The 15,068-nt window shown below is 63.4% G+C and carries 14 protein-coding genes; 7 read left to right on the plus strand and 7 right to left on the minus strand.

Annotated features, from left to right (window positions below):
* Nucleotides 1-74: 74 nt before the first annotated feature.
* On the minus strand, nucleotides 75-845 hold the full coding sequence (locus ACPPVP_RS05165) for a hypothetical protein (RefSeq protein WP_426531908.1): 771 nt from the start codon (nucleotides 843-845) through the stop codon (nucleotides 75-77).
* Nucleotides 846-1,074: 229 nt separating this feature from the next.
* Between ACPPVP_RS05165 and ACPPVP_RS05170 the strand changes: the two genes are divergently transcribed.
* Nucleotides 1,075-1,839: a tetratricopeptide repeat protein gene (locus ACPPVP_RS05170; RefSeq protein WP_426531910.1), complete on the plus strand. Its 765-nt coding sequence runs from the start codon at nucleotides 1,075-1,077 to the stop codon at nucleotides 1,837-1,839.
* A 1-nt stretch (nucleotide 1,840) separates the two neighbouring features.
* Here the strand turns inward: ACPPVP_RS05170 and trpS are convergent, their stop codons facing one another.
* Nucleotides 1,841-2,842: a tryptophan--tRNA ligase gene (gene trpS / locus ACPPVP_RS05175; RefSeq protein ID WP_426531912.1), complete on the minus strand. Its 1,002-nt coding sequence runs from the start codon at nucleotides 2,840-2,842 to the stop codon at nucleotides 1,841-1,843.
* 359 nt (nucleotides 2,843-3,201) lie between these two features.
* Between trpS and ACPPVP_RS05180 the strand changes: the two genes are divergently transcribed.
* Entirely contained in the window at nucleotides 3,202-4,560 is a 1,359-nt protein-coding gene (locus ACPPVP_RS05180; RefSeq protein ID WP_426531914.1) for a tetratricopeptide repeat protein, read from the plus strand.
* A 171-nt stretch (nucleotides 4,561-4,731) separates the two neighbouring features.
* A complete protein-coding gene (locus ACPPVP_RS05185) occupies nucleotides 4,732-6,642 on the plus strand; it encodes a propionyl-CoA synthetase (protein WP_426531916.1) in 1,911 nt (636 codons plus the stop codon).
* A gap of 44 nt (nucleotides 6,643-6,686) precedes the next feature.
* Here the strand turns inward: ACPPVP_RS05185 and ACPPVP_RS05190 are convergent, their stop codons facing one another.
* The 3 genes from ACPPVP_RS05190 to ACPPVP_RS05200 all read right to left on the minus strand — a co-directional run bounded on the left by ACPPVP_RS05190 (nucleotide 6,687) and on the right by ACPPVP_RS05200 (nucleotide 9,951).
* On the minus strand, nucleotides 6,687-8,318 hold the full coding sequence (locus ACPPVP_RS05190) for an ankyrin repeat domain-containing protein (RefSeq protein WP_426531918.1): 1,632 nt from the start codon (nucleotides 8,316-8,318) through the stop codon (nucleotides 6,687-6,689).
* A 245-nt stretch (nucleotides 8,319-8,563) separates the two neighbouring features.
* Entirely contained in the window at nucleotides 8,564-8,818 is a 255-nt protein-coding gene (locus ACPPVP_RS05195) for a hypothetical protein (RefSeq protein ID WP_426531920.1), read from the minus strand.
* 104 nt (nucleotides 8,819-8,922) lie between these two features.
* On the minus strand, nucleotides 8,923-9,951 hold the full coding sequence (locus ACPPVP_RS05200) for a helix-turn-helix transcriptional regulator (RefSeq protein WP_426531922.1): 1,029 nt from the start codon (nucleotides 9,949-9,951) through the stop codon (nucleotides 8,923-8,925).
* Nucleotides 9,952-10,053: 102 nt separating this feature from the next.
* Between ACPPVP_RS05200 and ACPPVP_RS05205 the strand changes: the two genes are divergently transcribed.
* Together ACPPVP_RS05205 and ACPPVP_RS05210 are read left to right on the plus strand one after the other, a co-directional pair.
* A complete protein-coding gene (locus ACPPVP_RS05205) occupies nucleotides 10,054-10,698 on the plus strand; it encodes a glutathione S-transferase family protein (RefSeq protein WP_426531924.1) in 645 nt (214 codons plus the stop codon).
* A gap of 20 nt (nucleotides 10,699-10,718) precedes the next feature.
* Nucleotides 10,719-11,153, plus strand: coding sequence for a DUF6157 family protein (locus ACPPVP_RS05210; protein ID WP_426531926.1), 435 nt, complete (start codon nucleotides 10,719-10,721; stop codon nucleotides 11,151-11,153).
* A 9-nt stretch (nucleotides 11,154-11,162) separates the two neighbouring features.
* On the opposite strand, the gene ACPPVP_RS05215 is transcribed toward ACPPVP_RS05210, so the two are convergent.
* Nucleotides 11,163-11,948: an enoyl-CoA hydratase/isomerase family protein gene (locus tag ACPPVP_RS05215; protein WP_426531928.1), complete on the minus strand. Its 786-nt coding sequence runs from the start codon at nucleotides 11,946-11,948 to the stop codon at nucleotides 11,163-11,165.
* Between the two features lie 143 nt (nucleotides 11,949-12,091).
* Nucleotides 12,092-13,204 carry a cyclic nucleotide-gated ion channel gene (locus tag ACPPVP_RS05220; RefSeq protein WP_426531930.1) on the minus strand — a complete coding sequence of 371 codons (1,113 nt, stop codon included), beginning with the start codon at nucleotides 13,202-13,204 and terminating at the stop codon, nucleotides 12,092-12,094.
* Between the two features lie 307 nt (nucleotides 13,205-13,511).
* Between ACPPVP_RS05220 and ACPPVP_RS05225 the strand changes: the two genes are divergently transcribed.
* Both ACPPVP_RS05225 and ACPPVP_RS05230 read left to right on the plus strand, forming a co-directional pair.
* Entirely contained in the window at nucleotides 13,512-14,177 is a 666-nt protein-coding gene (locus ACPPVP_RS05225; RefSeq protein WP_426531932.1) for a Crp/Fnr family transcriptional regulator, read from the plus strand.
* Between the two features lie 18 nt (nucleotides 14,178-14,195).
* Nucleotides 14,196-15,068: a DUF6537 domain-containing protein gene (locus tag ACPPVP_RS05230; RefSeq protein ID WP_426531934.1), complete on the plus strand. Its 873-nt coding sequence runs from the start codon at nucleotides 14,196-14,198 to the stop codon at nucleotides 15,066-15,068.

A 15,068-nucleotide genomic window follows, 5' to 3' on the forward strand; every position in this document is an offset into this window, starting at 1 on the left:
CTGGGATTCCTGCCGGTCGAGATCGATGTCGCCATCAATCTAGCACCAAATCCGGCAAGTCCAGTCCGGCAAGTCTATTGCGCCATCGCCAATATGCCGCCTGCGAAGGCATGCCACAGCGGCGACACGCTGATCGGCCAGTTCAAAAGCTTGACGGCGATCAGCGCAATGCCGCCATAGACGTAGACCGGATGCGGCCGGCCGCGCGTGCGCCAGTCGAACACCATGGCGACCACCAGCAACAGATAGGCAACGAAGGCTGGCGGGATGGTCACCGGCACCGGCGGCGGACCGAGCGGGCCGGGAGGCGCCAGGAAGGTCAGAAACCAGCGCGCGACCGCGGCGTCCAATAGCGAGATGCCGGCCAGCAGCATCAGCCGCTTGTGCGTCTCGGGCTTGCGGATGGCGGCGATGGCCAGCGTGAACACCACGGCGAAGAAAAGAATTCCGCTTAGCGGAACAATCGCGAATGCGATTCCGTCATCGGTCAATCCCGCCGCGGCGGAGCGCTTCATTGCATTGACAGCCACCAGGAAGCCGAAGATCGTCATCGCGGTCGCCAGCGACACGCCGATCATTCCGATCGTGCGGTGCCAGGCGACCTTGCCGGATGCGGCAAGCCAGCTCTGGAAAGCAAAATAGAGTGACCAGGCGAAGAACAATAATCCGTGAAAGTGGACGACCGGGGAAGCCGAAAACGACCGCTTCGCCATCGGCAGCCAGTAGGTCGGCGCAAAGCCGAGAAAGGCGACGGCCGTGCAGGCCAGCGCCATGTAAAAATAGAAGTAGCCGGTTTGGGATTGCGCAATCGTGCGCGGCGGATTGAAGTCGGTCAATGTGGTCATGGATATTGAGTCCGCGAGAGCTGCAAAAGGTTCAAGGCAAATTTCGTGACCGAACCTATCCATCCGCGTGCGTATGACGGTGTTTTCGCGCGTGTCATGTTTCAGCCAGAATCTGTCCCCGTACGAAAACGGATACGCGCACACGCCAGTTGTCGAAAAAGTGCGCGGCTTGCTAGGATCGCGCGCCAATCCGACGCTTCCCGGATCACAAGGCTTCCCGGATCAATTGATGCGATTCCATTCCGACATCCGCAAACTCGTCGCGGCTTCCTTGTTATGGATCGCGTCAGTGCAGGGCGTATTGGCGACCGGTGCCGAACCGTCCAAGGATCTGCGCGTGGACCCCGCGCTCTGCCTGGCCGCCGCGCTGGCGCGTGACGACGACAAGACGGTCGCGAACTGTGGCGCGCTGATCGACAACGCCAAGACGGAAAAGGCCGACCGCATCAAGGCGCTGATTGCGCGCGGCGCTGCCTACGAGCGCAAGGAGATGACTGAGCGCGCTATCGCCGACTATGACGGCGTGCTGCGGCTCGATCCCTCGCTCGCCGATATCCATAACACGCGCGGCGAACTCTGGCGCAAGAAGGGCGACCTGCCGAAGGCGGTGACGGATTTTGCGGCAGCGATCAAGCTGAACCCGGACCACGTTACGGCCAGAGCTAACCACCGGGCGTTGGCGCAGGAGCTGGAGCGGTTAGGCGCGCTGAAGGCGATCGCCGGCAAGCCGAGCTTCAATTGCGTCACCGCCCGCCGCAAGGTGGAAAAAGCGATCTGCGCCAACCCCGAGCTTGCCGATCTCGATCGCGAGGTCCAGGGGTCGTATGTCAGGGCGGTCGCTGAGAAGATGACGCCACAGCAGGCGCGCAAGCTGCGGCGGGAGCAGGAGGAATATATCTCCCGTCGCAACGCGGAATACGGCCGGCCCGGCTACGATCTGAAAAAAACGATGCGCGACCGCCTGCGACAGATCAACGGAATCGACGGATACTAGATTACAGCATGAACAGCCCGAGGCCTTCGACAACTTCCCGCTTCGTTGTCTCGGTTCGGCTCCGCGCCTTTTCCGTACCGCGGCGGATCACGTCGAGCACATAGACCGGATCCTTGGCCAGTTGCGTCCTTCGTTCGCGTATAGGTCCAATCAGCGCCTGCAAGATGTCTTCGAGACGGCGCTTGATCTTGCTGTCGCCTAGTCCTCCCCGCCGATACTGCGCCTTCAGCTCTTCCAGCGTGGTGCGGTCCTCGTCGAAAGCATCCAGATAGGTGAAGACGACATTGCCTTCGACGTGCCCGGGATCTTCGACCCGCAGATGATGGGGGTCGGTGAACATCGCCTTCACGGCCGCCGCGATCTCGTCCGGCGATGCCGAAAGGGCGATGGCATTGCCGCCGGATTTCGACATTTTCGCTTTCCCGTCCACGCCCGGCAGTCGCCCCACCTGCGCAATGACGGCCTGCGCTTCCGGCAGGATGGCCCGTCCGGCGGTGGTGTTGATACGGCGCACGATCTCGTTGGTCTGTTCGATCAGCGGCGCCTGATCCTCGCCCACCGGCACGACGGTTGCCTTGAACGCGGTAATGTCCGCCGCTTGCGCCGCAGGATAGCACAGGAAGCCTGCCGGGATGTCGCGCCCGAAGCCGCGGCCGCGGATCTCGTCCTTGATCGTGGGGTTGCGCTCCAATCTGGCGACGGTCACGAAGTTCAAATAGAGCATCGACAGCTCGGCCAGCGCGGGCAGGTGGGATTGCAGGCAGATCGTGGACTTGTCTGGGTCGATCCCGACGGCAAGGTAGTCGAGCGCCACCTCCATCACACCAAGCCGTACCTTGTCGGGGGCGTGAGCATTGTCGGTCAGGGCTTGTGTATCAGCCAGCAGCAGGAACTGCTCATGGGTGTCCTGAAATCGCAGACGGTTGAACAGCGATCCGGCATAGTGACCAACGTGCAGCGGGCCGGTGGTGCGGTCGCCTGTCAGAATAACGGGTCTGGTCATGGGGTGTCCTCGTGAGATGAGGGGGGCACCGCATGGGGGGATCATCAAAACAAAAGGCCGCCCTTGCGGCGGCCCCAGATGCAATGAAACGTCCGGCCGCCCTGTCAGAAGGCCAGCCACCAGAGTGCGACAATGATCATCGTGCGTTTCATGGAAATCTCCCTAGGCCATGCACGGATGCAGGTCAATACGAATGACAACAAGAGGCTCGGACCCCGATTTATGGATGGTCCTGCGCCCTGGCCGTATTGGCTCGATCGGAGGTAGATGCCCGCAAGCCCTCGAACCTTTGGAAGATCAGCGGCGACCCAGTGATCGGGCGCGGCATATCCGCGCGTCCTTATTTTGAAGAGTCGATTATGCGCTCATTTATTTCGCGATTTGCTGCGAAGGCGGCTTTTTCCGTTGCAATCCTGACCTCCTTCGGCGCCCCGGCTCAGCCAGCCGCCGAACCGCCGGTCATTTGCGCGGCGCTTTCGGCCGCCGAGCCCGCGAAGGTGATCGAGGCTTGTACCGCGTTGATCGACAGTCCGGCGACGCCGGAGGGCGACCGGCTCGACGCCACAATTACCCGCGCCGCCGCCCTGCATAATAGCGGCCAGACCGCCAAGGCCCTGGCCGAAATCGATGCCGTCATCGCCAAGGATCCCAGCCGGGCCCGCGCTTTCCGCGCCCGCGGTGAAATCCTTCGCCAGACCGGCAAGACGGAGGCTGCGTTCGAGGCGTTGAATCAGGCCGTCCGGCTCGAGCCTGACAATGCCAACGGATACGCCAACCGCGGCAATGCCTTCAACAACGCCAAGAAATACGATCGCGCCATCGAGGACTATAACGAGGCGCTGCGGCTGCAGCCCGATCTTGCGCAGGTGTTTTCGGATCGCGGCGCAGCCTGGTACTTCAAGGGCGAGTATCAGAAGGCGATCGCCGATTACGACGAGGCGCTGCGTCTCGAACCGCATCGCGCGCGCACCTACAGCAACCGTTCGGCGGCTTACCGCAAGCTGGGCCGTACGGAAAAAGCGATCGAGGATGTGAGCGCGGCGATCCGGATCGATCCGACGCAGCCGGAATTCTTCGACAATCGCGGCCTCGACCTTGCCGGCAATAGCGATTATGCCCGCGCGATTGCCGACTATGACGAAGCGATCAAGATCCGCCCCGAGCCGAAATTTTTGACCAACCGCGGCGACGCCTATCAGGCGCTGAAGGACTACGACCGTGCCATCGCGGACTACGACGCCGCGCTGAAGCTCGATCCGAAATTCCAGCGCGCCCACAACAACCGCGGCGCGGCCTGGGTCAAGAAGGGCGACCGCGGCCGCGCGCTGCAGGATTATGCCGAAGCCGTGCGTCTCAACCCTTCCGACAGCACGGCCGCCGCCAATCACAAGGACGTGGCGCAGGAAATCGAACGGCTGGGCTCGCTGTCGTACCAGAAGAATCTGCCGAGTTTTAATTGCGCCACCGCAAAACGCCAGGTCGAAAAGGCGATCTGCGCCGACCCCGGCCTCGCCCAACTCGACCGCAACATCAACGACGTATTCCTGCGGGTGGTCGCGACTGCGGAATCCGACAGCCATCGCGCGGCGCTGGCGCTGACCCGGCAGCAGCGCGACTTCATCGAAAAGCGCAACAGCTCTTTCGGCAAGCGCGGCTATGACCTCCGTCAGGCGATGGAAGACCGGCTGGAGAAGCTTAATACGATCGCCCGGCAGTGAGGTCCGGCTGAACGGCCGGCCTGTTCCGGCTTGATCTCCCGCGGCTTCCCGTGACAATGCGTTCAAGAAAAGTGGCCTGCATTTGATCCTGGTCAATGGCGGGGCGCCTGGCGCCCGCCCATGTCAGGATGCTGCAAAGTGGCCCAAGAACGCGTCGACCGGGAGTGCGCCATGAATATTCAGAACAACAGCAGATACCACGAGGTCCACGCCCGCTCGCTCAGCGATCCGGAGGGCTTTTGGGCCGAGGCTGCACGTGAAATCGACTGGATCGAGCCGGCCAAAAAGGTCTTCGATCCCTCGATGGGGGCGTATGGCCGCTGGTTTGCCGGCGCCGTCGTCAACACCTGCTACAACGCGCTTGATCGCCATGTCGCGAACGGTCGCGCCGATCAGGTGGCGCTGATCCACGATTCGCCGCTCACCAACTCGATCTCGAAATTCACCTATGCCGAGATGCTCAAGGAAGTGCAGACGCTCGCCGCCGTGATGGCCGATTTCGGTGTCGCCAAGGGCGACCGCGTCATTCTCTATATGCCGCTGGTGCCGGAAGCGGTGTTTGCGATGCTGGCCTGCGCGCGGATCGGCGCGGTGCATTCGGTGGTGTTTGGCGGTTTTGCCGCGAAAGAGCTCGCGACCCGCATCGAGGACGCCAAGCCGAAACTGATTCTTTCGGCAAGCTGCGGCGTCGAGCCCGGCCGCATCGTGCAGTACAAGCCGTTGCTCGACGAGGCGATCAGGCTTTCCAGTGTGAAGCCGCAGGCTTGCATTATCCTGGAGCGGCCGCAGCATCCTTGCGAACTCACGGCCGGCCGCGATCACGATTGGGCGGCGCTCCGCAGCGCCGCGCTCGCCGCCGGAAAGGCCGCGCCGTGCACGCCGGTGCTCGCGACCGATCCGCTCTACATTCTCTATACGTCCGGCACCACGGGAATCCCGAAGGGCGTCGTGCGTGACAATGGCGGGCATCTGGTCGCGCTGAAATGGTCGATGTTCAATCTCTACGGCGTCAAGCCCGGCGAGGTCTGGTGGTGCGGCTCCGACATCGGCTGGGTGGTTGGTCACAGCTACATCGTCTATGGCCCGCTGATTCACGGCGCCACGTCCATCATGTATGAGGGCAAGCCGATCGGCACGCCGGATGCCGGCGCGTTCTGGCGCGTGATCTCCGAACACAAAGCTGTCGCGTTCTTCACCGCGCCGACCGCCTTCCGCGCCATCCGCAAGGAAGATCCGGAAGGCAAATTCATCCGCAAATACGATCTGTCGAAATTCCGTACGCTGTTCCTGGCCGGCGAACGCGCCGATCCGCCGACGGTGGAATGGGCGGAAGCGCAGTTGAAGGTGCCCGTGATCGATCACTGGTGGCAGACCGAAACCGGCTGGTGCATCGCCGGCAATCCGGTGGGGCTAGGGCTGCTGCCGGTCAAGCACGGCTCGCCGACGGTGCCGATGCCTGGCTATCAGGTCGACGTGGTCGACGAGGCGTCGAGGCCAGTGCCGGCGGGCACCATGGGCTCGATCGTAATCAAGCTGCCGATGCCGCCGGCCTGCCTGCCGACATTGTGGGAACAGGATGCGCGCTTCAAGGAAGCCTACCTCACGGAGTTTCCCGGCTACTACAAGACCTCGGACGCCGGCTACAAGGATGACGACGGCTATGTCTGGGTGATGGGTCGCACCGACGACATCATCAATGTCGCCGGCCATCGGCTCTCCACCGGCGGCATGGAGGAAATCCTGGCCTCGCATGCCGACGTCGCCGAATGCGCGGTGCTCGGCATCAAGGACGCGATCAAGGGCGAAGTGCCCTGCGGCTTCCTGGTGCTGAAGGCCGGCGTCACGCGCCAGCCTGCCGAGATCGAAAAGGAGATCGTGGCGCTGGTGCGCGACAAGCTCGGGCCGGTCGCGGCCTTCAAGCTCGCGATCACGGTCGGGCGATTGCCGAAGACGCGCTCCGGAAAAATCCTGCGCGGCACCATCAAGAAGATCGCCGACGGCGAGAGCTGGAGCATGCCGGCCACCATCGAGGACCCCAAGGTGCTCGACGAAATCGGCGACGCGCTGAAGGGCAGGGTGTAGGGGCGAGGCAAGCCCTTCGCTGGCCCCGCCCGTCGCACCTGCAGCTATCCCAGCAGCTCTTCGATGACCTCGTCGGAGAACCGCTTTCGCACGCCGGCAATCAGTACCCATTCGGGATCGTCAGGGATGATCGTGGCGCGCGGCATGCCGTGATCGAGCAAAGCGCGCGCGCAACCAACCCAGTCTCCGCCTTCGACCGGCTCGTTGAGGGATGCCCACGACAGCGAGCCGCTGGCATTGTCGCCAAAGCCATGCTGCTCCGTCCATTTCGCGCCGTGCTCGAGCAGAAAGCGCGTCAGGCCGGCGTCGCCGCGAAAGATTGCGTAATTGAGCGCGGACCCATCCCAATCGCCGCCGCGCACGGCGATCGGCCAGCCAAGACTGACCATCAGCTTTACGGCGTCGCCGGCGCCTTCCGCCGCCACGTCCGGCAGCAATCGCAATTGCACCGGCGACAGCGAGGCCGGTAGATCGGGGTGCGCGTCACGAATACTTCGCGCCTCGCTCTCGTCACCGCGCGCGCAGGCGGCCACGAAGCGTTCCTCGTCCGAGCTGTCAGGCACATCAATCCGCTCGCGCAGCAGAGCGGCAATTTCGGAGAGCCCGAACCGCAGCGCCAGTTGGTAGGGGCTGGCGCCATCCGCGGCGGGCCGTGATGCATCCGCGCCGGCATCCAGCAGGGCCTTCGCATGCCGCGGGCGTCGGCGCTGGATCGCCCATCCCAGCGGCGAACCCCAATCGGTCAGTGGCGGATTTCGCGCCGGCTCGTTCGGATCGCCACCATGCGCCAGCAACAGTTTCAGCGCGGTATCGTCGTCGAGGTCCATGGCGCGGTAGATCGCATTGCTTTCCGCAATCCGCGCGCCGTGCTCCAGCAGCAGTCGCGTGCATGCCGGATTCTCCAGTGAATGGTAGAGCGATTCACCGTCATTGGGATACGCACCGGCTTCGATCAATAATCTGGTCAGATCGGGATCATGGTTGCTACCCGCTGCGCCGTAGAGCGTCGAGAGCGCATAGCGCTGATCCGGCTCACTCAGCGATCCCGGCGGCCAGCGACTGTGGATGTGCTGGTTGACGTCGGCGCCATCAGCGATCAGCGCTGCCGCGCAGCGATGCAGCCGCTCGCGAAATTCTTCCACGCGCAGCAGGCTCGAATGCGCAATCGCGAAGAGCGGCGGCAATCGTAGCGGACCACCTGACAGGTTGACCCATGCCGGATCGGTCTTCATCGCCTGCCGTATCGCGCCTTCGTCGCCGATCGCGCAGGCGAGCCAGGGATCGCCCGCGATCAGGTCGGGATCATCGGCCAGAATCCGCAACGCCACGCGCGGGTTTGCGCGGTTGACCGTGCCGCTGACGTCGCCGGAATATACCAGCTGGGCCCAGTGCAGGACGCGAACGGCGCGCTCCTTCTGCGCCACGGCCTGCACCTCGACGTAACGCTTCAGGTCAAGCCAGGATGCAAAGCCGTGTTCGCGCGCGATACATGATTGCGCATCGTGCAGGCGTAGTTGTTGCGATGAAATGGCTTCATCGCTGAGGCCCGTCGTTGCCGGCAGCGCGTTGCGAAACCGCGCCATCGCCGCCGCGTCGTGGCTTCGATAGAGGCGGATCAGTTGCTTGGCTTGCTTCTTCAGATGATCGAGATTCAATCGATCGGGGAGCGGATTCATCAAAACACCTCCGTGCATGACATCGCCGAAGGCCCGCAATACCGGCTGCACAAAGGTTGTGGATGTCGCTCGAAAGCTGCAAGTGGGTTCAACCCTTCCCGCGGGCCCGGGAGCGGCTTGCACCGCATCCGCTAGAATATGGCGGACGCTGGCAATGGTCAACGTGGCCGGATCAGGCACGATTCCAGGGCAGAAAAATCCCGGCCGCGTGTTACGGCCGGGATCTTTATTGCAGGGACGTTCGATCAGTAAGCGCAGACGTTCACAGTGCGCAGGCGCATGCCGCGGCGGGTTTCGACCCAGCGCTGCTGCAGGCAGCCGTTGAAGCCGGTGTTGACATAGAGACCGCCGATGCCGACGCCGACAGCGGGACCCCAGCCATAGCCGTAACCGTGGCCCCAGTGATGGCCGTGGTAGAAGCCGCCCGCGGAAGCGGGCGCTGCAGCGGCGATGGTGAGCGAGGCGGCGGCGATCAGTCCGAGGGTCATCTTGCGAAACATTTTAAGTATTCTCCAATTGATTGGCGCGAGGCCGTTGTTGCGTCCCTGCCCATCAGTCGTATCGGAAGCGTCGTGCGTTCACGTGCGCCGGGGAGAATCGTGTTTCAGGAATGTTTCGTGGCGTGCGATCTGCGGATATCCTTGTCATCCTGGTAACCATGTTGCGCCGTCTGGTAGCGTGCGGCCATGGCCTGGGTGAGTTCGGCCATCCTGTCACGCAGCTCGGCCGGCGCCAGCACCTCCGCCTCCGCGCCAAGACGCAGCAGCTCGGCGGCCGCATGCCACACCGTCTTTCCGATCGGGACCATAGCGATCCGCCAGCCGGCCGCATCCGCGGTCTCCTCGATACGGGTGCGTGTCTTCACGTAAGGCTGGCTCAAGGCGTCGAGCAGTTTTATGCCGAACGGCGACAGCCGCACGGTGGCGGTGTTGGGATGCATCTCGGCTTCGAGCCGGACCGTTGCGGCTTGCCAATAGGCGGCGAGATCGAAATCGGCGGGCCGCACGCAGCGCTCATCCAGAACGCTGCAGTCGAGAACACGCGCCACGCGATAGGTGCGCACGCTGCCATCGACGTGTCCTGCGAGATACCAGTTGCCGCCTTTCAGCACGAGGCCGAGCGGCGCGAGGCGACGGCGTTTCTCGGCCCGCCAGCTTTGATAGCGGATTTCGATCAGGCTCTCGCGCAGCAGCGCGCCGGCAATGGCGCGTAGATGCTTCGGCTGCTCGGCTTCGCCGAACCAGCTTGGCGCATCGAGATGAAAGCGTTCCTGCATCCGGCTGGCGTTCGGGCGCAGATTGGCCGGCAGTGCCGCCATCAGCTTGGTCTGCGCCGCCAGCATCGCAGGCTCGAGGCCAAGCGCGGCTGCAGGCCCCGGCAATCCGGTCATGAACAGCGCCTCGGCCTCCGGCTGCGACAGTCCATTCAGCCGCACGCGATAGCCATCGAGCAGCCGATAGCCGCCTTCCGCGCCGCGGTCGGCATAGACGGGAATGCCGGCCGCGGCGAGCGCATCGATGTCGCGATAGATGGTGCGCACAGAAACCTCGCAGGTGTCCGCGAGTTCAGGCGCGGTGACCTGTCCCCGCGCCTGCAGGGTGGTGAGGATCGAAAGCAGCCGGCTCGCGCGCATGGTTCCTTAAACCATACCTGACACAGGATGTCAGGTATGGTCAGGCATACAGGGTCCGTTGCCCGCGGAGTTCAAAAGAGCGGGTTCAAAAGGAGACTGCCAATGACCAGCCAGGACCGCATTACGCTTTATTATTCGCCGCAGACCCGGGCGACCGGCGCGCGGGTGCTGCTGGAGGAACTGGGAGCCCCCTACGATCTGCATGTCCTGAACATGAAGGCGGGCGAACAACGCCAGCCGGCCTATCTCGCCATCAACCCGCTGGGCAAGGTGCCGGCGATTCGCCGCGGCGAGGCGCTGGTGACGGAGCAGGTGGCGATTTACATCTATCTCGCCGACCTGTTTCCGAAAGCCGGGCTGACACCCGCGCTCGACGATCCCAACCGCGGCCCCTATCTGCGCTGGATCACCTATTATGGTTCCTCCTTCGAACCTGCCTTGATCGACAAATTCATGAAGCGCGAACCGGCCCCTGTGACGCAGTCGCCATATTCCGATTACGATTCCATGCTCAGCGCATTGGAGGCGCAACTTTCCAGGGGGCCGTATCTGCTAGGAGAGCGCATGACGGCAGCCGACATTCTCTGGGGCGTGGCGTTCAGCTGGACGATGACGTTTGGCCTCGTGCCACGAAAGGACGTATTTGTGGCCTATGCCGAGCGGATGACGTCGCGGCCCGCCTTCCAGCGGATCACCGCTGCCGATGCCGAGATGGCGGCGCAGCACGCCGCGGCTTGCGGCGGGTGAGCAGCACCACGGGTTTCCCGATGACAAAAACAGTCCACACGACCAACTGTTTCGACACCTTCATCCAGGTTGCGGAGGATTGCCCTGCGCGCACCGGCGAGAAACCGCCGGCCCGCGCCGGGAATCCGACAGTGGCAGGCCTGCAATACAGGATGATTGCGGAGGCGCCCTACAAATACACGTCGGACGACGTGATATTCGCGACCTCCGCCGGCGGCCGGCAGCTCGATGCGAAAGCGACGAAGAAGGAACGGAGCCTTGCCCGCGATGAATTCTTCTCCAGGGGGCAGGCGTGTATGCGGGCATCAGGACTTGGCAAGCGCTTCGGCTGGGGCGTGCATGCCGATGCCGAGGCGCGTATCGCCATCTATGCGGTGGACAGCAAGCGCTATCAGGCGCTTGCGCGGGATCCCGGTCTCAAGCAGGTCCGGGCGATGCGGGCCAAGCGAGCCTGAGTTTGCAGGTTAGAATTTCGGCGGACGCTTCTCCGCAAACGCCTTGATGCCTTCCTTGATCTCGTCGCTGCGCATGCTTTCGCGATGGCGGAGGTCGGCCGCTTCCTCATCGAATTTGCCGCGCGCGAATTCGTTGATGGCGCGCTTCATGCCGCGCATCGCGAGCTGGGCGTTGCCGGCCAGAATGTTGGCGAGCTTGTCCACTTCCTCATCCAGCATTTCCAGAGGCACCATGTCGGTGAGGTAGCCGATTCGCAGCATTTCCGGCGCGGTGATCTTTTGCGCAGTCAGGAACAGCTTCTTTGCGTTGTCGACGCCGAGCCGCGACACGTAGCGGGCGATGCCGCTCTTGTAATAATGCAGGCCGAGCCGCGCCGCCGGCATGAACATTTCAGCCGTATCGACCCCGATGCGGAAATCGCAGGCCAGCGCCAGATCGGTCGAGCCGCCATAGACGCCGCCATTGAGCCGGCAGATTGTCGGCACGCCAAGGTCCTCCAGGCGGTCGACCACCGCTTCGAATGCCGATCCCGCGCTCGGCTGCGCGGTTGCGCTGGTGGCGCGGTCCGCCACCGAATTGAGATCGTAGCCGGCGCTGAAGGCGCGGCCGTTGCCGGTCAGCACCAGCACGCGGATGGCGGGATCGGCCTCGATCCGGTCGAACAGCTTTATGAGATCGCCGAGATCCTCGCTCTGCAGCCGGTTCAGATGTTTTGGCCGGTTGAGGCGGATGGTGGCGCGCGCGCCGTTGATCTCGAGGATGGGCGCGCTCGCCGCCTCGGCTGCTTCAGGCATTATTTTCTCCATTGTTGGCCGTCATTGCGAGCGAAGCGAAGCAATCCATCTTGCCGCTCAAAGAAAGAATGGGTTGCTTCGTCGCTTCGCCCCCTTGTGCAAACGCTCTTCGTTTGTACAGGCAATGACGTCCTGTGAGTTATTCATTTGTTTTCTTGCGCGCGCCGCTGCGCCTCGGCATCGATGGTCTCGGCCAGATCGGGATGCCTCGCCATCAACAGGCGAAAATCCACGAGATCGAGCACCAAGAGCCGCGTCACCTTGGTGGTCGTGACATTGGCACCGCGCACATTGTTGCCGAGCAGCGCCATCTCGCCGAAGAACGCGCCTTCGCCGAGCGCCACTTTCTTGCCGGGCAATTCGACCTCGGCCTCGCCGGCGGCGATGAAATACATGCAGTCGCCCTGCTGGCCCTTGCGGATGATCATGGTGCGCGCCGGCAGGTCCATGGTTCGCAGCATGTGGGTGACGTCGGCGATCGCGGCTGGGCCGAGGGTGGCGAAGAACGGCACCTTGCTGACGGTCTCCCATGTCTTCAGGAAATTGTCGCGGCGGGTCTCGGCGGCAAAGCCGGTGGCCAGAATACCGGTCCAGAGCCCGAACACGCCGAGGCCGGAGATCATGACCATCGCCGCGACCATGCGACCGAGCGGCGTGATCGGCACCACGTCGCCATAGCCGGTGGTGGTCAGTGTCACCACCGCCCACCACAGCGCCGCCGGCACGCTGCCGAAGGTCCCCGGCTGCACGTCGCGCTCCAGGAAATATTCCGCGACCGACGCCAGAAACACCACCATCAGGAAGATTACGAGCACGCTGAGCAGCGGCCCTGATTCTAGCACCAGCACGCGCCGCAACTGCCGCAGCCCAGGGATGCCTGGAACGACCTTGAGCACCCAGAGGATGCTGAACAGCCACGCCGTCCTGGGCTCGATGCCCGAGAGCAGCGCGACCGGCACGGCAAGGGCGCCGATCGCGTCGACGATCCCGCTGGCGGAAAGCGCGTAGAGCGATAGCCGGTCTTGCCGCGCCATGTGGCGCAGCCGCACCAGCCATTCGAACACGAAATAGACGAGGCACGTCCACAGCACCGCGTCGACCCAGTGGTGCGCCATCTCGTAGGCGGGGCCCGTGGTGAGCACCACCATCGCGGCGACGCCGGCCGCCACCGCGGCATAGGCCGCCTTGGTCATGTTGCGACCGGCCGTCTTGGCGGCGAATTGAGCCAGTGCCGAGAGAACGAGCCGCTGGGTCATCGGATAAGGAGGGCCCTGATGGGTGCAATGAAAGCTGGATAATGGCCAAGCCGCAGCGTGACCAACGCCCGCAAAGTGCCTGCCTGCGGGGAGGCCGTCAACGACGGCCTTCACATGGTGCTGCGCGTCCTCAAGGCGGCCGGTCCAGCCCGCTGCCGGGTCCCGGGTTGAGGCCGAATTATACCGGTGAATGGTGAGAAACACGACAAATCGTCGTTCTTTCCTCGTATATCAAAATGGCCCCGCGGACATTACGATAGCGGCGCTGCAACAGAATCGTGAACGTTTAGATATTGGTTGGTTTCCGATGGATACGTCTCATCTGGTACAACACGCAGGAACCGCGGGCGCGCTGTTCGCATCGATCTTCGTGGTCGCCACCACCACGATGAAGACCATGATCCCGCTGCGGGTCTTCGGCATCCTGGCCAACGTCGTTCTGATCGTGACCGCGATCCCTAGCCATAATTTCCTGGTGATGGGGGTGCAGGTGGTCATGCTTCTGGTCAACTCCTATCGCCTGCACCAGATGCTGCAGCTGGTGCGCGACGTGAAAAAATCCGTCAACAGCGACCTCTCGATGGAATGGCTGAAGCCGTTCATGACCGAACGCCAATGCGCGGCCGGCGAGATACTGTTCTACAAGGACGAAAAAGCCGAGGACATGCTCTATATCGTCAGCGGCAGGTTCAAGCTGGTCGAGTCGGGCATCGTGCTGCCGGTCGGCGCCATCGTCGGCGAGCTCGGCATGATGTCGCCGTCGAACATGCGAACCCAGACGCTGGAATGCGTGGAAGCCGGCCTGGTGCTGAGCGTCAGCTACACCAAGGTCGAGGAGCTCTACGTGCAGAATCCGGCTTTCGGCTTCTATTTCCTTCGCCTCTGCACCGCGCGGCTGTTTCAGAACCTCGAGACGCTGCAGCAGCAGTTGAACCAGCAAACGGCGCCCACCGCGGCGCCAAAGCCTGCATAGAGGCCGGAGCTCAGGGGAGTGGTAGACCGCGGTATCCTGTCGTCGTTGCGTTATCTGTTCGCCGATGTCCTTGGCGATGATGACGACACGCCGCCGTTCCTGCCCGAAGGGCTGCCGGAGCCGGTTGTGGCGGTGACGAGCGACGCTATCCATCTCCTCATCGACTATCAGGGCCCGAGCTACGCTCACCTCTATGTCGACCGGCTGCGGCGGTTCATCGGCAAACAAGGCGTCGACGATGCGATGCTGGCCGACATCGCACGGCTGATGGCGGTGCGCATGAGCTACGAGGACCCGATCCGGATCGCGCAACTCAAGCTCATCGAACTTGACGGCGGGCCCGGTGCGTCGGCCGGATCCATCGACGTCAGGAAATTCCGAATCGAGGAGTTGATCGGCGCGCTTCCAGCTATCGTCGCCGAGTATGTGCTCGACGCCCTCGAATGGGCAGGCTGGCTGCACAAACGGGTCTCCATCCGCTTCAGCACGGCCAGCCCGTTCGGCATCCGCCGGCTCAAGATCGAGGCGGGGCTGCGGCGATGGCGGCTGCTTTCGGTGCGTTACACCAAGGAGCGGGTCTGGGTCGAACGCTGGCTGCACATGATCGACCGCAGCCTGAGCAAGCAGCCCGCAGCCGCACCCGCGATCGTGCAGAGCGCGACCATGATCGAGGGATATGGCGACGGCTATCGTCAGGGCCTGGCGGACTGGAATGCGATCATCGACGGCCTGGTCAAGCCGACCTTCGATGGCGGGCTGGCGCTGCGTGATCTCGGGAGCGCGGTGACCGAGGCGCGCGCCGCCGCGCTGCCCGACCCGCGGCAGTCCGCGCTCAAGCGCAAGATCGCCGAAATCCGGGCGCGGGCGACTGCAAGCTCATATGTGACCTGA

Source organism: Bradyrhizobium sp. McL0615, assembly GCF_049993905.1.
Lineage (GTDB): Bacteria > Pseudomonadota > Alphaproteobacteria > Rhizobiales > Xanthobacteraceae > Bradyrhizobium.